Origin of the sequence: Paenibacillus spongiae (genome assembly GCF_024734895.1) — a bacterium.
Classification (GTDB): Bacteria; Bacillota; Bacilli; order Paenibacillales; family Paenibacillaceae; genus Paenibacillus_Z; species Paenibacillus_Z spongiae.
In genome coordinates this window covers 5,766,345-5,791,575 of the sequence record NZ_CP091430.1, presented here as the reverse complement: position 1 = coordinate 5,791,575, position 25,231 = coordinate 5,766,345, and the positions used below count along the sequence as shown (strand labels likewise).

16 protein-coding genes and 1 riboswitch are annotated in these 25,231 nt (G+C 53.0%); of the genes, 15 read left to right on the top strand and 1 reads right to left on the bottom strand.

What is annotated here, in order from left to right; all coding sequences use genetic code 11:
- Position 1: 1 nt before the first annotated feature.
- Positions 2–1,096, top strand: a complete 1,095-nt coding sequence (locus L1F29_RS26135) for a GerAB/ArcD/ProY family transporter (protein WP_258384960.1) — start codon at positions 2–4, stop codon at positions 1,094–1,096.
- A gap of 114 nt (positions 1,097–1,210) precedes the next feature.
- Here L1F29_RS26135 and L1F29_RS26130 read toward each other — a convergent pair whose 3' ends face one another.
- Positions 1,211–2,251: an efflux RND transporter periplasmic adaptor subunit gene (locus tag L1F29_RS26130; protein WP_258384959.1), complete on the bottom strand. Its 1,041-nt coding sequence runs from the start codon at positions 2,249–2,251 to the stop codon at positions 1,211–1,213.
- Between the two features lie 240 nt (positions 2,252–2,491).
- On the opposite strand from L1F29_RS26130, the gene L1F29_RS26125 reads away from it, so the two are divergent.
- From L1F29_RS26125 to L1F29_RS26065, 14 genes are all read left to right on the top strand, one after another.
- Complete coding sequence (locus L1F29_RS26125) at positions 2,492–3,709, top strand: MFS transporter (protein ID WP_258384958.1); 1,218 nt, start codon at positions 2,492–2,494, stop codon at positions 3,707–3,709.
- Between the two features lie 383 nt (positions 3,710–4,092).
- Positions 4,093–4,276, top strand: a riboswitch (cyclic di-AMP (ydaO/yuaA leader).
- Between the two features lie 341 nt (positions 4,277–4,617).
- A complete protein-coding gene (gene kdpF, locus L1F29_RS34525; RefSeq protein WP_373876565.1) occupies positions 4,618–4,695 on the top strand; it encodes a K(+)-transporting ATPase subunit F in 78 nt (25 codons plus the stop codon).
- Between the two features lie 14 nt (positions 4,696–4,709).
- On the top strand, positions 4,710–6,389 hold the full coding sequence (gene kdpA, locus L1F29_RS26120; RefSeq protein ID WP_258384957.1) for a potassium-transporting ATPase subunit KdpA: 1,680 nt from the start codon (positions 4,710–4,712) through the stop codon (positions 6,387–6,389).
- A 16-nt stretch (positions 6,390–6,405) separates the two neighbouring features.
- On the top strand, positions 6,406–8,445 hold the full coding sequence (gene kdpB, locus L1F29_RS26115; RefSeq protein WP_258384956.1) for a potassium-transporting ATPase subunit KdpB: 2,040 nt from the start codon (positions 6,406–6,408) through the stop codon (positions 8,443–8,445).
- 78 nt (positions 8,446–8,523) lie between these two features.
- A complete protein-coding gene (gene kdpC, locus L1F29_RS26110; RefSeq protein WP_258384955.1) occupies positions 8,524–9,141 on the top strand; it encodes a potassium-transporting ATPase subunit KdpC in 618 nt (205 codons plus the stop codon).
- A 1,608-nt stretch (positions 9,142–10,749) separates the two neighbouring features.
- On the top strand, positions 10,750–11,988 hold the full coding sequence (locus tag L1F29_RS26105) for an IS3 family transposase (RefSeq protein WP_258384490.1): 1,239 nt from the start codon (positions 10,750–10,752) through the stop codon (positions 11,986–11,988).
- Between the two features lie 571 nt (positions 11,989–12,559).
- The gene (locus L1F29_RS26100) at positions 12,560–14,884 is read left to right on the top strand and encodes a universal stress protein (protein WP_258384954.1); all 2,325 of its coding nucleotides are present in this window, start codon (positions 12,560–12,562) and stop codon (positions 14,882–14,884) included.
- A gap of 527 nt (positions 14,885–15,411) precedes the next feature.
- Positions 15,412–18,168 (top strand): alpha-mannosidase, encoded by a 2,757-nt coding sequence (locus L1F29_RS26095; RefSeq protein WP_258384953.1) that lies wholly within the window; start codon positions 15,412–15,414, stop codon positions 18,166–18,168.
- Positions 18,169–18,335: 167 nt separating this feature from the next.
- On the top strand, positions 18,336–18,680 hold the full coding sequence (locus L1F29_RS26090; RefSeq protein WP_258384952.1) for a DOMON domain-containing protein: 345 nt from the start codon (positions 18,336–18,338) through the stop codon (positions 18,678–18,680).
- Between the two features lie 80 nt (positions 18,681–18,760).
- Positions 18,761–21,445 (top strand): glycoside hydrolase family 38 N-terminal domain-containing protein, encoded by a 2,685-nt coding sequence (locus L1F29_RS26085; protein WP_258384951.1) that lies wholly within the window; start codon positions 18,761–18,763, stop codon positions 21,443–21,445.
- Positions 21,446–21,628: 183 nt separating this feature from the next.
- Positions 21,629–22,393: a DUF2087 domain-containing protein gene (locus L1F29_RS26080; protein WP_258384950.1), complete on the top strand. Its 765-nt coding sequence runs from the start codon at positions 21,629–21,631 to the stop codon at positions 22,391–22,393.
- 31 nt (positions 22,394–22,424) lie between these two features.
- Positions 22,425–22,844: a GIY-YIG nuclease family protein gene (locus L1F29_RS26075; RefSeq protein WP_258384949.1), complete on the top strand. Its 420-nt coding sequence runs from the start codon at positions 22,425–22,427 to the stop codon at positions 22,842–22,844.
- 68 nt (positions 22,845–22,912) lie between these two features.
- Positions 22,913–24,187, top strand: coding sequence for an MFS transporter (locus L1F29_RS26070; RefSeq protein ID WP_258384948.1), 1,275 nt, complete (start codon positions 22,913–22,915; stop codon positions 24,185–24,187).
- Positions 24,188–24,481: 294 nt separating this feature from the next.
- Positions 24,482–25,213 carry a hypothetical protein gene (locus L1F29_RS26065; protein WP_258384947.1) on the top strand — a complete coding sequence of 244 codons (732 nt, stop codon included), beginning with the start codon at positions 24,482–24,484 and terminating at the stop codon, positions 25,211–25,213.
- The last annotated feature ends 18 nt before the right edge of the window (positions 25,214–25,231 follow it).

Sequence of the window (25,231 nt, the reverse complement as noted above, 5' to 3'; positions counted from 1 at the left end):
TGTGCTTGATAATGTGAAAATAAGTATCCGGCAAATGACAGCGCTAGTCATCTTCATGAGTATAGGAGACTCCATTCTCGTCCTGCCGACTATCATCGCGGCAACATCCAAACAGGATGCCTGGATATCGGCGGTGATCGGTATTGCTGCCGGTATGCTTATCGCATCGATCATATTGCTGCAGTACCGGGTTAATCCAAGTGCTAGTCAAATCGAGCTTAATTTGAAGGTGTTCGGCAAATGGATCGGTTGGCCGCTTTCCCTGCTGTTCGTGGTACATTATCTATTGATGACATCCGCAATCATTAGGGAAGTCGGCAGTTTCATGACCACCATGATGATGCCGGAAACGCCGATATGGAGCATTCAGGCGATACTCCTCCTAATCTTGGTGAGTGGTGTGAGGAGCGGCTTAGAGCCGATCGTGCGGACAGGTGAAATCTTCCTTCCGCTCTATCTATTGTTTTTCGCCGCTTTGATCATCCTCATTCTGCCGGAGACGAAGCTGGATCATCTCAAACCCTATCTCGGCGAAGGAATCATTCCCACTGTGCAGGGCTCTATTTATCTGGCCGCTTACTCCTTCTCTGAACTGATCGCTCTGGCGATGGTGCTTCCGAATGTTCGTCCGGGCAAAAACTTGACCAGGGATTTTATGCTGGCTGCGTTATTCGGCGGCTGCTCAATCCTGGCTGTAATCCTCGGAACCATTCTTGTGTTAGGTCCCTATATCACGGCACATCAGAATTACCCGGCGTATGCCCTCGCGAAGAAAATAAGCATCGGTCAGTTTTTGGAACGGGTAGAGGCCATCTTTGCGATCATGTGGATTATCTCGACTTATTTCAAATGCACCATCTATTTCTATGCATTGAATGCAGGCATTACGCAGCTGTTCAAGCTTCGGGATAACCGCTCATTGACGATCCCGCTGGGGATCCTCCTGTTTGGCACCGCCTATGCCCTATCCCCGAACGCGGTTCTTTACAACGAATCGCTCAAATTGTATTGGCCATTCTGGGACTTGACGTTCAGCATGGTTTTTCCTCTGGGGCTTATTGCCGTGTATGGGATTCGAAAACTTGCAAGGGGATAGAAGGGAGGCCGAAGGATAAGAACGGGATGCGTCGGTATAATAAGCGCGATACGAGGAAGAAGCAAGCCGCATCCGCTGCAGCTTGCTTCTTCTTGTCGATTCAGTTCGTGCCGGCTATGTATTGAGAATAACCTTTTGCCCGACTTCCAGCCCTTTGATGATTTCGACCTCGCGGTTCGTCGTCAGGCCCGTCTCGACGTCGATTTCCTTCACGCGGTCATTCTCCATGACCTGAACATAATTCCGGCCCAGATAGTTGCGCAGTCCATTCCGTGGAATGACGATGACATTGTCCCGCTTCTCCATGAAGATTTTGAAATCCGCATATTCGCCAATTTTCAGCGGAATGTTGGGCAGCGACGGGATACCGATGATAAGCGATTTGGCGTTGCGCCTGTTCACGCTTTCCACATCGCTTTTCGGTGCGGTCGTAGGTGTTTGCAATACTTTGCCCGAGTATTTTGTCTTCTTGATCGTCACTTCGACACCCATGTCTACCTTCGCGCCGACCAGCGATTTGGCTTCAGTAGCTTCATAGACCAGATCAACGTCATTCGGATCCGCTATGACCGCGACCGTTCGCAGCGCTTCGACCCCTTCTCCGGTCCGCAAGCTGTCCACATGGGTAACGATACCGTCCATAGGCGCGAACAGCAGCGCCTTGTTGTACTCCTTCTCCAAAGAGTCCAGTACCATGCGCTCGCCCTTCAGGTCGAGTTCCCGGAGCCTGATGTCGTCCGTGCTCAGCTCCGATGTGGTGGCTTCGAATAATTGAATATTCCTCTTCTCCACGTTGAGCTTCTGCAGCTTGATCCGCATCGGCAAATCGCCGGTATCGAGCTCGGCGATCGGCTGGCCGGCTTTGACAAGATCGCCGACATTAACGAATAAATTTTTGAGACGTCCTCCCGTTTCCGGGAATGAGACGGAGATGTTGCGGCCGGATGTCGCCGTTGCCGTGGAGGTAATGAACCGCTCGATATTGCCGCGCTTCACCTCGACGATTTCATACTCCTTCTGAACCTTTTGCAGAACAGGGGGCTGCAGTGAATCTTCTTCTTCGGGCAGCAGCGAACAGCCAGGCAGAAGCGATAGGACGAGTGCAGCCGACGCCACGCGCTTCATTAGCTTTCGCTTGCTTATTCGTTGAATCATCGGTACAATGTTCCTCCTCCGGGGCGGCCTATATATTCTATTAATCCTGTTTTCGGCGAAAGCCGTTTCTTCTTATTCCAAGAATAAAGGGGGACAGGAGCAGTGTCAACGTTTACATTTCCAATTATAGGGGAAATCTCCTCATCAGGCCCCATAAAATTATACTTCTATGAATGATTGTCACCTATACGTATGTATGCTAATCTTGCTTGTAGATTCTACAGCGAAGGGTGTGGGGGCATGGCAGCGGGAGCTACAACAAAGGCAGCTGCGGTTCAAACGGGCACAGTGTATGCCATCTTATTCGCGATCAGCTCGGTACATATGTTGAATGACACCATGCAAGCGATTGTAACGGCGATGTTCCCGGTCGTCCGTACATCGCTTGACCTGTCTCTCGGGCAAATTGGATGGGTGGCGTTCGCCCTGAATATGACTTCATCGGTCATGCAGCCGGTAGTCGGCTTCTTATCAGACAAGCGGCCCGCTCCGTGGATGCTGCCGTTCGGAATGGCTCTAAGCCTGATCGGGGTAGCGGGGCTTGCGTATTCGCCCGGGTTCTGGGCGCTAATGCTGGCGGTTGTATTCGTTGGGCTGGGATCGGCTATCTTTCATCCGGAAGGGTCGCGGGTCGTATATTTCGCGGCGGGCGGGCGGCGCGGCTTGGCGCAATCGATCTATCAGGTGGGAGGTAATGCAGGCAGCTCATTGGCACCGCTAATGACCATCTTCATCTTCGTGCCATTGGGCCAGTCCGGTGCGATATGGGGGACGCTGCTTGCCGCGGCGGCGATCATTATTCTGATCCGCGTCGTTCCTTGGTACCGTTCTCAGCTTGTCACACACGGCAAGCCGGTGAAACGGGCGGCGAAAGCGCCGGAGAGTGGGGATGCCAAGCAGGTGCGCCAGAATGTTGGAGTTGCTCTATTCCTGCTCATCCTGCTCGTATTTGCGAGATCGTGGTATACAACCGGAATCTCGACGTATTATCAAATCTACTTGGAAGATTTCCGGGATTTCTCGCTGCGGGCGGCGCAGGTGCCGATCTTTCTCTTCATGGCAGCAGGCGTGCTCGGCACCTTCTTGGGCGGTATTCTGGCCGACCGGTTCGGCCGGAAGCGGATGATACTGATTTCCATCGGGGGAGCGGCTCCGTTCGCGTTACTACTCCCTTATTTGCCATCATTCTTGATTTATCCCGTTATATTCTTGCTGGGCGTCATCCTGCTCTCCGGATTTTCCGTAAGCGTCGTCTACGCGCAGGAGCTTCTCCCAGGCAAGGTTGGCATGGCTTCAGGGCTCATTACCGGCTTGGCCTTCGGAATGGGGGCGATCGGGGCGGTGATCATTGGAGAAGCGGGCGATATATGGGGACTTGACCGCGTTCTGACCTGGTCGAGCTTTCTGCCGCTCCTCGGACTTCTCGCCTTTGCGCTGCCGCCGGACCGGCGGGAATGAACCTTGAGGCTATGGAGGCGAGCCGCTGCATGCATGCAGGCATTCCGATGAAATGGCTGCTTTAAGCTGTCGAGATTTATCCGACAGCTTTTTTGTGCATTTTTGGATGATATCCCTTCCCGAATGTCCGCCGCTTTTTTTGAAAGGCGCAGAATGAATGCGAATGAGCGAGCAAGACGGATATTTATAGGAATGTAAGCGCTGCTTATGCGCGATAATCGAGCGGAAAAGCCGTATTATCAGCTTCAGGTTCGCTTTACAGAGATTCGAAGCAGGAGTAAGATTCAATTCATCGAATCTTCTTGTTCTTACCATTTTCGGAGGCCTCCGAGCAGGAGAACGATTTGAAACCGATAGCAGTTATGTTTCAGTCATAGCATTAACCGTCTTTATCGCTGAGTCCTTCTGATTTCGAAGAAGGAGCGGGGGAACCAACGGCCAGCAAGCAGTACGATGCGTATTGCTGAAGCCATGGGGTGAATCTTGGAATGGGAGACTGATCCAGGTAGGGCGACTCTCGCGCCCGAATCCGTCAGCTAACCTCGTAAGCGTATAGGGAGAGGCAACATTAACACGTGCAGTCGCAGCTCGGGATGAATTTGTCTAATGGAAGAAACTAACGTCGCCCCCAGGAATGGTGCGAGCCGTTTCTTCTTGTGCCCTCTAAGGGGTACGGCAGAATTCTTCCTTGCTGTGAATCGTTGAAGCCACGGGTCATGTTCCTCATGCCCGCAGGCTTCTTTTTTCATGCTCAGAATGGGTAAAAATTGAATATTAGGGATGAATAGGGAGAATTTAAGCATGAGCGATATAGGGATGCTTGTCATGCTGGCAGCGGGATTCGCGCTAGCAGCCGGTTTTGCCAACTGGTGCGGTAAAGTGATTGAAGATGCGGGAGGGAACGAAGCATGATTGTGACGCTTATCCTTACTTTGCTTGTATTCATGTATTTGGTTTATGCACTGATTCACCCGGAGAAGTTCTAGGAGGCTGTTGATCAATGGATATCTTGCAAATCGTCATCGTCATTATTGTCCTGATGCTGCTGGTAAAGCCGCTGGGCACGTATGTCTATCATGTGTTCTCGAATGAATCGAATTGGACGGACCGCATATTCGGAGGCATGGAACGGGCGATCTATAAGCTGATCGGGCTGAAGAAGCGGGAAGGCATGACGTGGAAGATTTATGCGCTTAGCATCATCGCCACCAATGTCGTGCTTGTCGCGATCGGTTATTTACTGCTGCGGGTACAGGGCGGATTATGGCTTAACCCGAGCGGTAACGGAAATATGGAATCAACGCTTGCTTTCAATACGATTATCAGCTTTGTGACCAACACGAACCTGCAGCATTACAGCGGGGAGTCTGGCGTTACCTACCTCACCCAGATGGCCGTCATCACGATGATGATGTTCACGTCGGCAGCCACGGGATTCGCCGTTGCGGTCGCTTTCGTGCGGGGGATCACGAGCAAAGGGACGACGATCGGCAACTTTTTCGAAGACTTCGTGAAAGGGATCATGCGGATCTTCCTGCCCTTCTCGTTCATCATGACGCTCGTTCTTGTGGCGCTCCAAGTCCCGCAGACGCTAAATCCGACCCTCGTCGTTACTACGCTGCAAGGTGTTACGCAGCATATTCCGCTGGGGCCTGTAGCATCGCTGGAGACGATCAAGCATATCGGTACGAACGGCGGCGGGTTCTTCGGCGTCAACTCGGCGCACCCGTTCGAGAATCCGAATGGCATTACGAATGTGCTTGAGATTCTCATGATGTGGGCGATGCCGGCATCGTTGCCCTATATGTTCGGGCGCTTCGCACGGAATACGAAGCAGGGCTGGGTTATTTTCACCGCCATGATGGCACTCTTCCTTGTCTTCCTCTCGCTCACTTACTTCTCGGAGAAGGCGGGTAGCCCTGCGATGAACGCCATGGGCTTCGATGCATCGCAAGGTAGCATGGAAGGCAAGGAGGTGCGCTTCGGCATCGCTCAATCCGCCTTGTTCACGACGGTGACGACCGCGGCCACTACCGGCAGCGTCAATAACATGCATGATACGCTCACGCCGCTTGGCGGTATAGCCCCGCTTGCCCAGATGATGTTGAACTGCGTATTCGGAGGCAAAGGCGTCGGGCTGATCAATATGCTGATGTACGCCATGCTGGGGGTATTCATCTGCGGGCTTATGGTCGGGCGGACGCCGGAATTTCTAGGCCGCAAGATTGAACCGCGCGAGATGAAGCTTCTCGCCATTGCCATCCTGGTGCATCCGTTGATCATTCTGGCTCCGACGGCGATAGCCTTCTTGACCGACCTGGGCAGCGGCTCGATAACCAATCCGGGCTTCCATGGGATTTCTCAAGTCTTGTACGAGTACACCTCTTCGGCCGCCAATAACGGGTCCGGTTTCGAAGGACTAGCGGATAACACGCCGTTCTGGAACATTACGACCGGATTGGTCATGTTCTTCGGCCGGTACATCTCCATGATGGCTATGCTAGCCGTCGCCGGATCGTTCGTCCGCAAGACGCATGTACCGGAGACGATCGGGACATTCCGTACGGATAATGCGCTATTCACGGGGATTATTATCGGGACGGTGCTGTTGATTGGCGCACTAACATTTCTTCCGGTCATTGCGCTGGGGCCGGTTGCGGAATATTTAACGCTTCGTTAAGTGAGGGGAAGAGAAGATGAAACAACAACTGCAGCAACGTAAAAAGCTGCTGACGGGCGATATCGTCAAGCAGGCTGTAATCGATAGTATCATCAAGCTGAACCCGGCGTCCATGATCCGGAATCCGGTCATGTTCATCGTTGAAATCGGAACGTTCCTCGTGCTGCTTCTAACCCTGTTTCCAAGCTGGTTCAATGCTGAGGAACGGTTCGCGTTCAATCTGACCGTGTTCCTGATTCTGCTGGTAACCGTTCTGTTTGCGAACTTTGCCGAAGCGCTCGCCGAGGGCAGGGGGAAGGCGCAGGCGGACTCGCTGAAGAAGACGAAGCGGGAAGTGGCTGCGAACAAGCTGGTCAATGGTGAGATAACGGTCATACAAGCATCGATGCTTCGCAAAGGAGACACTGTCATCGTAGAGCAGGGAGAGATGATTCCGGGCGACGGCGAAGTGATCGAAGGGCTTGCCTCGGTTGACGAATCGGCGATTACGGGTGAATCCGCACCTGTGATTAAAGAAGCGGGAGGCGATTTCAGCTCGGTCACAGGAGGTACCCGGGTCGTCAGCGACCGTATCGTCGTTCGCATTACGAGCGATCCGGGCGAGTCGTTCATCGACCGGATGATTTCGCTCGTTGAAGGGGCGAAGCGGCAGAAGACTCCGAATGAAATCGCGTTAAATACGCTTCTTATCAGCCTGACGCTCATTTTTCTGATCGTGGTGGTCACATTGGCGCCGATCGCGAAGTATGTCGGCGTGGATTTGGAAATCCCGGTGCTGATCGCGCTGCTCGTCTGCCTGATCCCCACCACAATCGGCGGTCTCCTGTCCGCAATCGGCATTGCGGGGATGGATCGCGTGACGCAGTTCAATGTACTGGCGATGTCGGGCAAAGCGGTTGAAGCTTCCGGGGATATCAACACGATGATTCTCGATAAGACTGGCACGATTACGTACGGAAACCGGATGGCGAGCGAATTCGTGCCGGTCGGCGGCGCAGCGGCTGAAGAGATTGCGGCATGGGCGGCTATCAGCTCCTTGCAGGACGAGACGCCGGAAGGGCGCTCTGTGCTTGAGCTTATGAACAAACAAGGGTTCACGTATGACGCGGCAATCGCGGAAGGAGGCCAGTTCATCGAGTTTAAAGCCGAAACGCGCATGAGCGGCGTTGACCTAACGAGCGGTCTGTCCGTTCGCAAAGGGGCGGTCGATGCCGTGAAGCAGTGGGTCGCAGTGCAAGGCGGCAAGCTTCCAAGCGACTTGGATGCGGTAACGGAACGCATTGCCTCGGCGGGAGGCACGCCTTTGGCGGTTGCGGCGGGTAACCGGATTTATGGGCTTATTTATTTGAAGGATACGGTGAAGCCAGGAATGAAGGAACGCTTCGACGAGCTCCGCAGAATGGGCATCCGTACTATCATGTGTACGGGGGATAACCCGCTAACGGCTGCGACGATTGCCCGTGAAGCGGGCGTGGACGATTTCATCGCGGAGAGCAAGCCCGAAGACAAAATCGCCGTCATACGTAGAGAACAAGCGCAAGGCAAGCTGGTCGCCATGACAGGGGACGGGACGAATGATGCTCCGGCGCTTGCGCAGGCCGATGTGGGACTTGCGATGAACAGCGGCACGGTCGCAGCCAAGGAGGCGGCGAACATGGTCGATCTCGATTCGGATCCATCCAAGATTATCGAGGTCGTGGCCATCGGGAAACAGCTGCTCATGACTCGCGGCGCGCTGACAACGTTCAGTATTGCAAACGATGTGGCCAAATATTTTGCCATTATCCCCGCGATATTCTTGCTCGCGATTCCCGAGATGAACGTGCTGAATGTCATGCGGCTCGGTTCGCCATACTCCGCGATTCTGTCGGCGCTCCTATTCAATGCGATCATCATTCCACTGCTCATCCCGCTTGCAATGAAGGGCGTAGCGTACAAACCGATGAGCTCGGCGAAGCTGCTTAGCCGGAATTTGGTCGTCTATGGGCTCGGCGGTGTTATCGCACCGTTTGTTGGAATCAAACTAATCGACATGATCGTCCATTTGTGGGTATAACAGATAATGGAAGTCGTGCTGCACTGCATAGAGCTTGGCATGCGGTGCGGTACGATTGCCACTAGGAGGAAGGTAACAATGAAGCAAGCTGTGAATATAGAACAAGATAGCGGTGGGGCATGGAGCGGATCGGTCTGGGCGGTTGCTGTTCGGGCGAGCCTGGTGTTTATCGTATTGTGCGGTTTGGTCTATCCGCTCGTGAGTACGGGAGCGGCTCAGCTTCTGTTCCCGGATCAAGCCAATGGCAGCGTGTTGGAGGACCGGGACGGTCTGGTTGTAGGCTCCGAATTGATCGGTCAACCGTTTACCGATCCGGCATATTTTCACGGGCGTATATCGAGTATCGATTACAAGGCGGAAGGATCGGGATCGAACAACTATGGACCATCTAACGCCGATTTGATCGCAAGAGTGGAGACATCGATGGAGGCGTGGCAGAAGGCGAATCCGGACGTACCGATCGACCGCGTGCCGATTGCGCTGCTGACGAACTCCGGTTCCGGACTGGACCCGCACATTACACCGGAATCGGCGAAGGTTCAAATTCCAAGAATCAGCAAGCTGACAGGGTTAACAGCGGAGCAGCTAACCAAGCTTGTAGATGAGCATACCGAAGAACGCGATCTCGGCGTGTTCGGCGATCCGAGAGTAAATGTGCTCAAGCTGAATATGGCGCTAAAAGAATACGTGAAATAGGATGAGATTTCACGCTATGGGATGGTGGGCTGATTGGAACCTCGTGCTCGCCATCCCTAGGATTCTTTTGTCCGGTATCAAGTGGTTCGGAAGGAGGATAGTGTAGGAAAAACCTCGTATAGCAGCTTATCTCCACTATCCCGTTGGCTCAGGAATGGAATGGCGATGATCATAGGATGAAATCTATAGGGTCATTATCTCTGTGGTTCAGGAGCGTTTCGGTGGTGCAGGAGAGGCTGGGTCTGTGGCTATGTTATGTGCACCATCCCGATGGCTCAGAGGACGAAGGAGGCTGAATCTCAGCAAAAAACTTTTTTGGTCACTATCCCTGTGGTTCAGTAGGTGTCGGTGAGGTGAGGCCTCGTCCAGCAGCTTATCACCACCATCTCTTTCGTTCAGGAAGGGTGTTGAAGGAGACGAGGTTCGGTCGACGATCTACTATCGCTATTGATGCCAGGAATTCATGGGATTAGCAATGAAATAGTCATCGGGCGGGTACGCTATTGTTGCAAAAAGTGCAATATTTCTGCGTTGGAGTTGGGAAGGTACGGCTGAAGCTGTATAAAATGCAACAATTCGGATTCAAAGGCCGGCTATGAGGGTGATTCTCTGTTTATTGTTGCAAAAAGTGCAATATTTACTTGTTCTTAGAGCGATACTGATGCAATTGTTGCACAAAATGCAGTAATTCCGCGCTGTAATCGAGAAGGGGCGGGGCTGGACTTGGATCGGACATCAGGTGCGCTAATGTTGAATATCGAACCGAATTGGGGAGGTAGCGGACACCAGAGCCGTTATTCATGCGAATATCGGAGGAAATGTGGTGACTTGGTGCCAATAGCGGATCTGATGTCCGAACGGTGCGTCAATATTAGGGGTTTGTCACAAATAACGGATTCTATGTCTGTGCAATGCAGGGGTAAGTGGACTGAACTTGGAACGGACATCAGGTACGCTAATGTTGAATATCGAGCCGAATTGGGGAGGTAGCGGACACCAGAGCCGTTATTCATGCGAATATCGGAGGAAATGTGGTGACTTGGTGCCAATAGCGGATCTGATGTCCGAACGGTACGTCAATATTAGGGGTTTGTCATTAATAACGGATTCTATGTCTGTGCAATGCAGGGGTAAGTGGGCTGAACTTGGATCGGACATCAGGTGCGCTAATGTTGAATATCGAGCCGAATTGGGGAGGTAGCGGACACCAGAGCCGTTATTCTTGCGAATATCGGAGGAGATGTGGTGACTTGGTGCCAATAGCGGATCTGATGTCCGAACGGTACGTCAATATTAGGGGTTTGTCACAAATAACGGATTCTATGTCTGTGCAATGCAGGGGTAAGTGGGCTGGACTTGGAACGGACATCAGGTACGCTAATGTTGAATATCGAGCCGAATTGGGGAGGTAGCGGACACCAGAGCCGTTATTCATGCGAATATCGGAGGAAATGTGGTGACTTGGTGCCAATAGCGGATCTGATGTCCGAACGGTGCGTCAATATTAGGGGTTTGTCACAAATAACGGATGCTATCTATATAGCCCCCTAATCCACTTGGACACTTCACCCACTTCAGATACACTAATAGATAAGCAGGTGAAGGTTCATGAAGAGACGGTTTCGGTGCCCCGTTCAAGTGAAGAAGGAGTTAGTGGTTGAAGTGTTATCCGGTTATCGAACAGAAGTGGTAGCACGTCAACACGGAATGTCCCCAAAAACGCTTAGTAACTGGGTCCGGCAATACCAGGATGAGGTGGACGAACTGATGGCAAAGAAACGTGACGATGCAGAAAAACTAAAGCAAGATGCAGCCGAACTGGAGGAGCTCCAGCAACGATATGACCAAGCGATCAAGCAGCTGGGTGAGAAGGAATTAGAGCTCAGCATATTAAGAGAGCTGGTAAAAAAAGCACCCCGACTGGAGACAGCGCTAGCATGGATTGAACGAGGTCATCCCGTTCGGACGGTGCTACGAATCTGTGATGTGCCTCGCTCCACGTATTACTACCACTTGCGGCATCCTGAAAGGCGGAAGCCTGTAAGTACGGGACGTTCGATTCCGGGCTATTCGTACGATAAAACAGGAAAAGTTGTCAGCGATATTCGGATAAAGACGTATTTACGACGTCTGTTTCAAGGGCCCAACGCATCTTTTGGCTACCGGAAAATGACCGTCTTGTTGCGTCGGAGATACCGGTTGGTCATCAACAAGAAGAAAGTGTACCGGCTTTGCAAGGAACTTCACCTACTTGCTCCACAGCGAGAAACAAGCCATTCCGTACCCAAAAAGATCGCGAATAACCGGACCGTTACAGGACCAAACCAACTGTGGCAGTTGGATATTAAGTACGGGTATATCGCCGGAGTGCGCCGACACTTCTACCTTGCAAGCATCATCGATGTGTTCGACCGTGCCATTGTGGCGTACCATCGGGGTAAAACATGCAGCACAAGTGATGTCATAAGGACGGTACAAAAAGCCTTACTGAAACGCAACATACATGAGCAAGCTGACAAGCTGGTGATTCGGACGGACAATGGGCCTCAGTTCATTAGCAAAGCCTTCTATGCCTTTTGTGAGCAGGCAGGCGTTGAGCATGAGCGTATCCCGAACCAAACGCCAAATAAGAACGCGTATATTGAATCGTTCCACAGCATTTTGGAGAGGGAATGTTACCTCCGCAATTGCTTTGAACGTTACGAAGAAGCTTTTGCTGAGGTCGATCGATTCATTCGTTATTACAACAATGATCGTATTCACGGCAGTCTTAAAGACTGGCCTCCCAAAGAATACTTACGTTTGGTTACCTCCGGAGCACTAAAACCGAAAGAAATTGCGCTATGATGTAATTTCGGTAGTATGAGCGTGGTTAGTGTCCAATATTAGGGGGTTGAACCGCTATGTCCACTTGCGATGAAGGTATGTGGGCTAGAACACGGAACTGAACGCGTCAACATTCTAGTTTGAATTAGTGTCCATAAGAGTGCGAGACCTGAGTGAAAGTGGACTGATCAAAGGGGATAGTGCCCATAAGAATGTGAGACCTGAGTGAAAGTGGACTGATCCAAGGGGATAGTGTCCATAAGAATGCGAGACCTGAGTGAAAGTGGACTGATCCAAGGGGATAGTGTCCATAAGAACGCGAGACCTGAATGAAAGTGAACTGACCCAAGGGGATAGTGCCGATAAGAATGCGAGACCTTAGTGAAAGTGGACTGATCCAAGGGGATAGTGTCCACAGGAATGTGAGACCTGAGTGATAGTGAACTGACCCAAGGGGATAGTACCGATAAGAATGCGAGACCTGAGTGAAAGTGAACTGATCCAGGGGGATAGTGTCCATAAGAACGAGAAACCTATACTTCGTGAACGGAGAGTATCCTATTAACTACAGCTTTGGGGGAGGGGGATTGAATTGCAATATCGGCGAAAAACGCCCGAGGAATTGCTGTTGTCGGTATCGCGGCTGCATCGGGGGCGGTTTAAAATCTGGATTGGAGCGATGACCGGTACGGGCAAGACCTATCGCATGCTGGGAGAAGGGCAGAGCTTGAAGCAGCAGGGGATCGATGTCGTCCTATGCGCGGTATCGACACTCAGCCGGCCGGAGACGACCGCCCAGCTGGCTGATTTGGAGCGGGTAGCCAGCATTCGTTGGGAGAAGGACGGAACGGTGCAGAAGGATCTCAATTTGGATGCTCTTCTGGAGCGCAATCCCGAGCTTGTTCTTGTCGACGGGCTTGCTCACCGCAATCGCCCGGGAGCCCGGTTTCCAACCCGTCTCGACGACATCAAGCATCTATTGAACAATGGAATCGGCGTTATGGCGACGGTCAACGTATACGAGCTCGAAGGCGTGAATATATTGGCGCAAAGGCTCACGGGCATTGTTGCGGAGGAGGTCCTGCCTGCTGATACGCTGGAGCTTGCGGACGAGGTGCAGCTCGTCGATGTGCCGCCGGAGACCATGCTGCAGCGGCTGGAGGATGGGGTGATCGGGAATGGCAGCGATCGTGCCTTGTTCGCGCGCGGTAATCTTGGCGTGCTGCGCGAGCTGACGCTGCGACTGGTCGCCGAGGATGTGAACGATTCGCTTGAGAAGCATCGTGAACGGATGGGCTTGATCGGACCATCCGGAGCATCGGAGCGGATTTTGGTCTTGACGCAATATCATTGGAACGGTTCGATCCACCTTCGAAGAGGGCAGCAGATTGCCAAACGGCTGAACGGCGATCTACTGACGGTAACCTTCGTGAAGCCGGGCAAAACGTTAACGAAGCTTCAATCGGCATTCCGGAAATCATTAATGAAGCTGGCAAACAAGCTGGGGGCGGATCATGAAGAGCTTCCGCTGCGGTCGAGAAGGCGGCTTCCGGCGGATTTGCTGCGCTACGCTCTCCAGAAAGGGGTAACGCGCATCATTCTTGGACATTCCAAGCAGAACCGCTGGGAGGAACTGCTGTACGGTTCTGTTACCCAAAGGCTGCTCCGCGGCAATGAGCACATCGATTTGTTCTATATCGCGGATCGGGCCGAGTATGAGGGGGAACGGATTATGCCGGCGAGGCGCGAAGTCCGAAGCGCCAGGTCCGGATACCGGAGATTGAGCGAGGAAGAGGTGGAGGAGCAGATTGCGGCGATACGCCGCGGGCGGCTTCGCATCTATATCGGAGCTGCTCCAGGTGTCGGCAAGACCTATCGCATGCTGAAGGAAGGCAATACGCTGCTCGGCAAAGGGATCGATGCCGTCGTCGGCTTGCTCGAAACGCACGGCCGTCTCGAAACGGCACAGCAGCTCGGCAATCTGCCTGTTATTCCACGTCTTCAAACGGAATACCGGGGCGCGATGCTGGAGGAAATGGATACCGATGCCATCATCGCCCGTAATCCGGAGGTAGTTCTTGTCGATGAGCTGGCTCATACGAATGTGCCTGGAAGCAAGAACAAGAAGCGATACGAGGATGTCTTTCGTCTCCTCGATGCAGGCATTACGGTGATGACAACGGTTAACGTGCAGCATTTGGAAAGTTTGAACGATGCCGTACAGCAGCTTACAGGCGTACGCGTGCGGGAGACGGTACCCGACTGGGTTCTGCAGCAGGCCGAAGAGGTGGAGCTGATCGATGTCACGCCGCAAATGCTTCAGCAGCGAATGCGGCAGGGAAAGATCTACGGCAAGGAGAAGGTAGAGCAGGCGCTCGGCGCTTTTTTCAAAATCGGCAACCTGATTGCACTGCGTGAGCTGGCTTTGCGGGAAATCGCAGACAATGTGGACGAACGTCTCGAGGCATGGGACCGCAAGAGCGCCCTTCGGGGACCGCTGCGCCGTCAAGAGGTGATCTTCGTCTGCGTATCGGCCAGTGATCTGGCATTAAGACTCGTACGGCGCGGGTTTCGGATCGCGCACCGGCTTAAGGCGGCCTGGCATGTCGTCCATTCCGACGATGGAGCTCCAGATCCGAACGGATTGAAGGCGAAGAACCTGGAAGCGCTTCGCACACTGACAGAGCGGCTTGGCGGCCGGTTTGAAGTGATTGCGGCTTCGGAAGGAAAGGGCGTGGCGGACACGCTGCTGGCGCATTCGAGAAGCTTGAAAACCACGCAAGTGATCGTTGGTCAGAGCGGCAATCATAGCCGCAGCAGGAGACTGCTGCTGCGAATGCGGCATGATGACGTTGCGCGCCGTCTGCTGCGCAGCGCCAGACATATCGATTTGCTTGTCGTGAGCGAGGATCGTTGAAGCAAGCAAGCAACGAACAAATGGATGAACAAACGAATGACACGGCCTGGAAACCTGCAGCTATCGGATCATTATCTGATAGCCGCAAGCTTCCAGGCTTTTCTTGCTTTCAACCGGAAAATGTATATTGTCGATAAGACATAAGGCGGCTGGAAATTCATCGTTTTAATAATATGTCATATTGTATTATTATATTGACAGGTTAAGGTGGAGTGTGTAAGCTAACCTTAAATCACCTGTATTGTTTAATTAGGAAGTGTGGGCATATTATTTCATTTTTGCAGGATCTATAGCATAAATGTTCTATTGTTTTGAATGACGGGTAAAAAGGTATTGGCTTGTCCTTGGCAGAACCATTTGCAGGGCATCTTTATTACCGGTCCCTTACCGGTTTCGATTACCGCCGTGAAGGGGACGAGAGTCTGTCTTTCACAGTTCACGCGGAGGGTGGAGGGCTTCGGCTGCTTCCCTGGTCTTGAAGCAGTTGTCTGTGCAAATACGGTGGATTATTGGAGGGAGAATCGGTTATGAGTAAAGAAACAAACGGCATCGAAACGATACACGTGGTCTCGCAAACACACTGGGACCGGGAATGGTATCAGGATTTTCAAGGGTTTCGGGCTCGACTCGTGTACATGATCGACGAGTTGATCGATCATATGGAGAAGGATCCGGAATATAAGCATTTTATGATGGACGGACAGACGATCGTACTGGACGATTATTTGGAAATCCGGCCGGAGAACCGCGAGCGGCTGCAGAAGCTGATCCAAGCGGGACGTATCGATATTGGCCCGTGGTATGTCATGCCCGATGAATTTCTCGTCAGCGGGGAATCATTGATCCGCAACATTCAGAAAGGGATGAGCCAATCGCGCTCATGGGGCGTGGAGCCCATGATGTCCGGGTTTGTCGTCGATATCTTCGGCCATAACAGCCAGATGCCGCAAATTCTGCAGGGCTTCGGCATCGATAATGCCGTCTTGTTCCGGGGCTTTCACGGCGATGCCGACCCGTCCGAAATATGGTGGGAAGGCGCCGACGGCAGCCGCGTATTGGGTCTCAAGCTGGATGAGGACCGCAGCTATAGCGATTTTTATTTTGCCTTCCGCTGGCCCTTCTTTGACCGGGACGATGCCTATGAGGCGCATAAGGAAGAGCTGATCGACCGTGCCGTGGCGCATATGGCGTTCAAGAATCGGCGGACGACGACGACGGTGGGGATCGGCATGGATGGCGTCGATCATGTGGAGATTGAACCGCAGCTGCCTCTGCTCATCAAACTGTTGAACGAGACGGACCGCTTGAACGTTACCTTCATACACTCCAGCCTTGAGAAGTACCTGGAGGAGCTGCGCAGTAAGCTCGGCGAGCTGCGGGTGTATAAAGGCGAACAAAAAGCGCTGGCATATAACGGCGTCAACAACTGGGTGCCGGAGAATACATTATCCTCCCGCATTCATCTCAAACAGCACAATTATAGTTGCGAGACGCTCCTGGAAAAGTGGGCTGAGCCGCTTGGCGTCATGACATCGCTGGAGGGCCGCCCTTATTCGGCCGGTTTTCTGAATAAGGCGTGGGAGCATCTGCTGCAGAACCATCCGCATGATTCCATCTGCGGCTGCTCGATTGATCAGGTTCATCAGGATATGATCTATCGTTTCGATCAATCCCGCTTAATCAGTGAACAGATGATCAAGGAGCAAACGAGCTTTATTGTCGACCATTTGAATGAATCGGAACTGGGCGGCAACCAAGCCTTTACGGTCTTCAACAGCTCCTCCTTCGGGATCGAGGGTGTCATTGAAGTGGAGCTTCTGCTTCCTGCGGGATCCGACGCAGCCGTAGCGTTGAAGGGAATGGGCGGCACTTCCTTCCGGCTGTTCGATCATGCCCGCAATGAAGTTTCCTATCAGGTGCTCAGCATCCGTTCGGGCAGCGCCAATAAGTTCAGGCCTTACCGCGAGCTGCCGCGATTGGATATGGTCGATCGTTACCGTATTGCATTCGCCGCCAGCATCCCGGCGATGGGCTATTCCACCTATACGCTGGAAAAATATACGATTGAGCATCCTGCTCCGCTGGCCTACAGCGCTCCGAAGCTCATTGGCCCTGTTCGCCACACAGGCTCGATGCAGACCGATGAGAATACGTGGAACAACGGGCGAATCATTGTTCAAGTAGGCGCGAGCGGAACCATCGATGTGACGGATATCCGATCCGGACATACCTGCAAAGGGCTGCTGGTGTTCGAGGATGAAGGGGATATCGGGGACGGCTGGAGCCATATCGCTCCTGTCGGCAATACGAAGGTACGGTCTTCCGGACTTCAAGCGGTCATATCGACGGTAGCGGACGGCGCCTATCAATCGACAATCCGCGTGCAGCTCACGTTGAAGCTGCCCAAGGGCATAGAAGCGGGCGAGAACGGACGGAGCAGCGAGCTCGTTGACGTGCCGGTAACGACTTATATCGATCTTAAGAAGGATGATCCGGTTATTTACTGCCGCACATCGATTACGAATACAGCAAGGGACCATCGCTTGCGTCTGCTGTTTCCGGCAGGTCTGGATGCAGAGCATTATTATACGAGCACGCCGTTCGATTTCGTAAAGCGGGACGTTCGCGTTCCCGATCAATCCGACTATTTGCGCAAGCCCTTCGAGGTCGTTCCCCATAATGGCATTGTGGCGTTGGATGACGGGGAAAGGGGCTTTGCGCTCTACAGCAAAGGCTTATACGAAGTTTCGGTAAGGGATAACGCCGGGCGCACGATCGCCTTGACGTTATACCGGAGCACGCATAAGGAAGTGCTCAGCGATGGAAGTGACGGCGGTCAACTGCTGGGACAGCTGGACTTTGAGTATGCCATACGCCTATTCGCGGCGAAGAAGGATAGCCGTGCCGGCTTGTGGAAGGAGCATCAGCTTTATTCGGCAGGAATTAAGACCATCAACCGCAAGCAAGGCAAGCAGTACAGGGAGACGCCTCATCGGAGGGAAGCGGATTTACCTTTGCGTAAGTCATACCTGACTCTTGAATCGGAGGAACTTATTCTAAGTGCTTATAAGCAAGCGGATGACGGGAATGGCTATGTCGTGCGAATATTCAATATTGAAGATACAGATGGCGAAGGGGTGCTCGGCTTCGATCGTCCGCTGTTATCCGTGCAGCGGGTTAATTTAGACGACAGGCTTCTGGACGAACTGACCGTCGACGGCAGTACAGTGAAGGTGAACGTCATGTCAAAGCAAATCGTGACGCTGAAAGTGAATTTTGCATAAAGGATAGTTGACTTGGACGTTGAACGGGTAATCCGTGGGTGTGTCCAACGAACAGGATGGGAAGGCGGAAGCTAAGCCGTGGATCAAAGAACAGGTGACCTATACATCAGCCAAAGCGGCGGCGCCTGTTCAAGCCGATGGAACGCTTCAACCCGGAGAGTGGGACGGTGCCGAAGAAATTACGGTCAGCGCCCAATCGGGAGATGTCGAGCGGACCGGATGGCCAGCCGCACATTCTGATCCGGGAGGGGCATAACGGAGGCGCGGCGGAATATCCGCTTACGGAAGCAACCATTGCCTCTTCGGTTAATAACAACCATTATACCGTTGAGATCGCCATTCCTTGGGCTGAGCTGCAGATGATTCCTTTTGCGCCTGAAGAAGGGGGAACGATCGGAATGTCCGTGCTGGCCACGCATGGACCTGCCAATTGGGAGCAAATCATGTGGGTCGGCAATGGCGATGACCAGTCCAATTGGGCGGATCTGCGCTTCGGGGGAACGGGCCGTTAAAGCGATTATGAGTGCGAAATGTTGAAGCCATGCCGGGACTCCCCAGTTCCCGGCATGCTGCATAATGGAAGGGTGGCGCTATGTCGACGAAGAAAACCTATCATTTTATATCGCATACGCATTGGGACCGTGAATGGTATTTGCCGCTTGAACGATTTCGCTACCGGCTGGTCAACCTGATCGACCGGCTGCTTGCGCTGCTGGACCGCGATCCGGAGTTCCGCTATTTTCATTTGGACGGCCAGACGATCGTTCTGGAGGATTATTACGCCCTGCGGCCAAGCAATCGCGAACGCCTTGAGGCTTATATTAAGCAGGGACGGATTCTGATCGGGCCGTGGTATCAGCAGAACGATCTGTTTCTGACCAGCGGCGAATCTACCGTGCGGAACCTGTTAACCGGAATTGCCGACTCGCGCCTATTGGGCGGCGAGATGAAGGTGGGATACCTTCCCGATCACTTCGGATTAATCGGGCAGATGCCGCAGATCTTCCGGGAGGTGGGGCTGGACAACTGCGTGTTCGGCCGGGGCTACGATATCGGGAAGCATCGCCTCCCCTTCTTCCGTTGGCAGGCGCCTGACGGGTCCGCCGTCGACGGCATGCTGCTCTATTATTGGTACAACAGCGCTCAGCGGCTGCCGAGTGGAGAAGAAGAGCTCCGGAGCGTCTTTGCCGGTATGCGCGAGCGGGAGGAGGCGGTCAATCCTTCTCCGCATCATGCGATGATGAACGGCGTGGATCACCTGGAAGCCCAGTACGATCTGACAGAAGTGCTATTCAAGCTGCGCGAACAGTCGGAGGGCGAGATCGACATCGTACACAGCAGACTGACGGATTATGTTCAAGGCGTTCAAGCCTATATGCGGGATCAGCCGGAGGGTGTACTGGAGACGGTTACGGGCGAGTTGCGGGAATGCTTCGAATACAGTATTCTGGCCGGAACCTTATCCAGCCGGATTTACTTAAAGCAGGCGAATGCCCATAGTCACGATCTGGTGGAGAAGTGGATCGAGCCGCTGTCGGTATTCTGCCGGATGGCCGAACTGGATGATTATGAATCGGAGACGATCGATTACTTCTGGAAGCTGTATATGGAGAACCACCCGCACGACAGCATATGCGGCTGCAGCCAAGACATCGTGCATGATCATATGATGGACCGCTACGCGCGGTTGGAGGAATTGGCGGAGGAGATCATCGACCGTAAAATGAAAGCGGTCGCGAAGCAAGTGAGTGCCGATCGATTCGAGTTAGGCGACCAGAAGGCGGTTGTGTTCAATACCTCCCAGCTTCGCTCTTCCGCCGTCATTCGGATGCCGGTTTATTTTCTCGAGGAGGATCAGGTTGCGGATTTCGCCTTGATGGACGATGCAGGGCAAATGATCCCGTATCGCATCATCTCCGAACGACCCAGCCGGATTCAGGTGATCAGCCCCATTAATCTGCCTGGCGTCCTGAGAGTAAAGCGCGTCGACATTGAATGGCAGCCTGACGCACCGGCGCTCGGGTACGCGGCTTATCAAGTACGGCCGAATAAGAAAGGTGCCTTGGTTCGCGAGATGCCCGAGCAGACGACGCCATATCCCGTCCTGGAAAATGACCGGTTGAAAGTGGAGCTGCAGCCGGACGGCTCGTTCCATGTTCATGACAAATCGACAGGTGTCATATACAGCAATCAGGGGCGTCTTCAGGATGCCGGCGATGCCGGAGATCTCTACGTATTCAAGAACGCAGAGGGCGACACCCCCTCCGTCTGGCAAGGACCGGTATCGTTCACCGGTTTGACGCGAAACGAGCTTTACGAGGAATGCAAGTATGAATTCGTATGGGAGCTGCCCGAGAGCCTTGATCATACGAAGCGGAGAAGGTCGGCGGTTATGAAGCCGTCCCGGTTCCGGGTCATACTCCGCTTGGATCGCGGTGCATCGGAATTGAAGATGACCGTGGAGCTGGATAACCAGGTGAAGGATCATCGTCTGCGCCTCTTGTTCGCAGGTGCCGGTCCAGCGAGCGAGGTGCTCGCGGGAGGTCAGTTCGATGCGGTCGCGCGCGCATGGAACGAAGGCAGTGAGTTTCAGCGCGATGCTCACTCCCAGCCGTTCTGGAAGTGGGTTGCGTCGCTCTATGAAGAAGGTGGCATTGCTGTTTATGCCAAAGGTCTGTACGAGTACGAGATGACCGATCAAGGCCGCACGATCGGCATCACGATTCTGCGTGGCGTTGAGACGATCAACATGCGGGAGGAAGTCGGCTTGGAGGAGGATCGTCAGCCGAAGGGGCAATGTCTCGGAGCTTCTACAGTCGAGCTGTCGATTCGTCCGTTCTCGAATGAATCGAAGACACGCCTCTATCAGGAGGCGGAGCGCTTCCACCAAGGCGTCAAGACGAAGCTGCATCCGATCGATCAAGAGCGGTGGACCCGAGGAAGGGCGTGGGTGCAGGATACGGCTCATAAAGGGTTGTTCAAGGAAGAGGATCCGAATGCGAATAAGCCGGCGCTTCCGCTGCGCAGGTCGTTCCTGGAGGTGGACGGCGAGGTTATGCTGTCTGCATTGAAATGGTCCGTGGATGGCAATAACGCCGTACTGCGGATCTATAATGTCGAGAATAAGGCGTCCGTCGTTTCTATAGCAGCCGATGGCTTGGAGAGTGAAGTGATGGCTGCGAATTTGCTTGAGCAGCCGCATGCTGCGATTCCCGTGCAATCCGGCCGCTTCGAGGCGCAGGTTGAAGCGAAGAAAATTAAAACTTATCGCATGTGAACGAGGTTGAAAGTCGATCCTTATACACTGGGACCGTCCGGGAAGTCATCGCAGGATGACGCTTGGGCGGTCCTTTGTTATTCCGGGATGGCTGATTTTTTAAGTAAGGATATTGATAAAAAACAAACAAGATAATATAATGTCTATTATTATGGCAGACGAAATAAGGAGTTGTTTGGTTTTATGATATTCTCGGACTTATTCGATCGTGCTTCGCTGCATGAATTGAAGCAAGGCTTCCTATACGAAGCAGAATCAGAAAGCTATGTTTGTCTCCTATGCGGCGAATCGTTCGAAGAAGGGGTCGTGTTCCCGGCAGACGGCCGTTTTCTGGAGGCTCGTAAATATGCGGTTTATCATATTGGAGCCGTCCATGGCTCGATGCTTGAATATTATTTGTCACTGGATAAGAAGGCGACGGGGCTGACGGATCTGCAGAAGCAGCTGATCGGCGCTTTCGCCTCCGGCATGTCCGATGCAGACACAGTCCGGCTAACGGGCGGCGGCAGCGCCTCGACAATCCGCAATCACCGGTTCGCGCTGAAGGAGAAAGCGAAGCAGGCGAAGCTGTTCCTCGCCATTATCGAGATGATGGACAGCAAGGTGCCGAGCGGAGCAAAGTTCGTGCCGATCCATCGAACAGCCCCGCTGGTGGATGAACGCTATGCCTTGACGCAGGACGAGTATGCGGTGCTGCTGAACAAATATTTGCCGCTGGGACCGGATGGCCCGCTCACCAAGCTGCCGCGCAAGGAGAAGCATAAGGTTGCGCTTCTGAAGCATGTCACGGCTAAATTCAAGAAGGGCATCCGGTATAATGAGAAGGAAGTCAATGAGATTCTGATCCGCTTTCTGGACGAAGAATACGTGACGCTCCGCCGGTATTTGATCGATTACGGATTTCTGGACCGCGAGGATGACGGCAGTGCGTATTGGTTGAATGATTAGAAGACTAATCGAAGAGGAGGATTTGCACGCTATGAACAGACGAAAAGAATTACAGAACGAATTCGGCATGAAGAAACGCGCGATGGGCGTATACCAAATTATAAATCGGAATAACGGCAAGCGGTTTGTGGGCTCGTCTACTACGCTTGATTCCGTATGGAAGCGGGAGGAGTTCATGCTTCAGATGGGCACGCACATGAATAAGGCGCTGCAGGCGGAGTGGACTCAGTCCGGCGGCGTAGGCTTCGAGTTTGAAGTGCTTGCACAGCTGAAGCTGGAGGATGATATTCGTCACGACTACAAAGATATCATCCTTCCGAACGGGGCGGGACTGCGGAGTGACGTGATACAATCATACCGTAACGAGCTTAAAGCGCTGGAGGAACTCTGGCTGGAGGAGCTTCAGCCCTTCGAACCGGCAGGGTATAACCGGCGCCCCAGAGCGCGTTGATTGGAATTGAAGACCATCGCTTATGCTGGGCGGTCGTCTTCAGTCAACTATTTTAGGGAGGTAGTAGAATGTCGTCTGTATCGGCGTCACAAGGCGCGGCAGGCCAACTGCTGCGCAACCGTTTTTTTCAAACGGTTATGTTATCGAATGTATTATTACAGATCGGCATTTGGGTCCGCAACTTTGCGATTCTTATGTTTGTCACGGATAAGACGGGCAACGATCCGGTTGCCGTCTCGCTGATCTCGTTCGTCGAATTTGCTCCGATCTTTATCTTTTCCTTTATCGGAGGAACGTTCGCCGACCGCTGGCGTCCGAAACGAACGATGATCTGGTGCGATATATTGTCTTCTGTATCGGTCTTCGTCGTATTGCTTACCCTCGTATTCCAAGCGTGGGAAGCCATTTATTTCGCCACTTTGGTATCCGCGATTCTCTCCCAGTTCTCCCAGCCCTCAGTGATGAAGCTCTTCAAGCAGCATATTCCGGAGAATCAGCTGCAGACGGCGATGGCCTTCTTTCAAACTCTTGTTGCGATCATGATGGTAGGCGGGCCTGCGCTTGGCATTGCAGCATATCATCAGCTAGGCATTGAATTATCAATCTCCGTTATGGGTATCGCGTTCCTGCTCTCCGCACTCGTTCTGGTTCGTATACCGGCAGATCGGAAAGAGGAGCATGCCGGGGCTGTCAAACGTCGTGTAACGCAGGATCTGAAGGATGGGATCCGCTATGTGATGCGCAGTCAGGTGCTTCGCACATTATGCGGCACGTTCGCGCTTGCCGGCCTTGCAGTCGGTATTGTGCAGACGTTAGGGCTGTTTATCGTGACGGAGCGGCTCGGCAAGCCGAAGGAATTTTTGCAATTTATGATGATGGTTAACGGCGTGGCTATGCTTATCGGAGGGATATCGGTCATGGCCTTGGCGAAGCGGTTATCGCCGCAGAAGATGCTCGCGCTAGGCATGCTAGTGAACACCGTCTGCATGATCGGCATCGGCTTCTCGACGAACGTTACGTTAACGATGGTTCTCCAGTTCACGAACGGGCTGTTCTTCCCGGTCATCCAAGTGGCCATCAGCACGATGATGCTGCAGTGGTCCGAGGAATCCTTCGTGGGCCGGGTGAATGGCGTGGTTAGTCCGATGTTCAGCGGAATGATGGTCACGACGATCGCGACATCCGGTCTGTTAATGAAGGTGATGCCGCTCGTGACGATCTATTCAATCGCCGGATTGCTGATGTTTGCGGGAGCGCTGCTGCTCGTCCCGATCTTCAAGCATAAAGCGCCTGTCCGCGAGATGTCCGGTGCGCCAATCGCAGCAAGCGCGGGGACTCATTAAGCCTCGCGCAATGAATGGATGAAGAGCATGAAGTCGCCCTACAAGCGGGGACACCGCGGACGGCTTCATGCTCTTTTTGCGCTGTAAATAGAAGCGAGGGAACGGCGATAACCGTTTCTTCTTATGCTTTTTGGATTTATTCGGCCGAATTTCTCAACCAAAGCGCGGAGATAACCGTATAATAATAAAAGGAATTGTTTAACAAATCATCGCTTGAATATCGCATACTTAGAGGTGAAGATCGGCAGCGCACCGGCGCTGTCGTTTTAATTTAGGTTAGGAGAGATGCACGCAATGATTGTGGACAACGACATGAATACAAGTTTAATGAATGTCTCGCAGCTGGCTACGGTGATATCGCTCAGCGTGTTCTATGGCCTGCTTCTCCTGCTTTCGGCCATCGTCTACAGAAAGTCGGATAAACAGCCGGAGCCGTATCTATGGCTCAAAGTTGCGGGTTATATGCTGCTGGCTGCATTTACTTTCCGGATGAATGAGTTTCCGCTGCCCGCCGGCCTATTGATTGCCTACATGCTGCAAAGACGGGCGGCTCTTAACCGAAAGGTTAAGCAAACGGCGATCCTGCTGGGCGCGCTGCTGTTCCTTATCGGCCTTTATCCGCTTGATCAACGCATTGACCGGCTCTTCTTCCCCCGCAACGAGATCACGACCTATCTACATAAGGAATTAATCCCGGCGGAGGATGGCTTCAATATGACGGTATCGGATGGCGGGGGACAAACGTTTAATATGGTGACGGAGCGGGACGCGAAAGGCTTGGAGCTCTATGAAGCTTTGCTGGAATCAGAAGGGATTGACGAGATTGATCATGAACCTGGAGAGGCTGTCTTGTATTTGCAGCTTCATCAGGACCATGAGCAGGATAGGTTTCGCCGAATGCAGTTTGAAGTCGATCTGCAGGGGCGTTATTTGATCCTGCAAGCCGCGGGAGAAACGTATTATTTCAAGACGTCGGAGCGCTTTCAGTCGCTGTTCAAGACGGCGTTCCCGTTACCCGTCGAATAGAAGGGAACCATTCTTTTC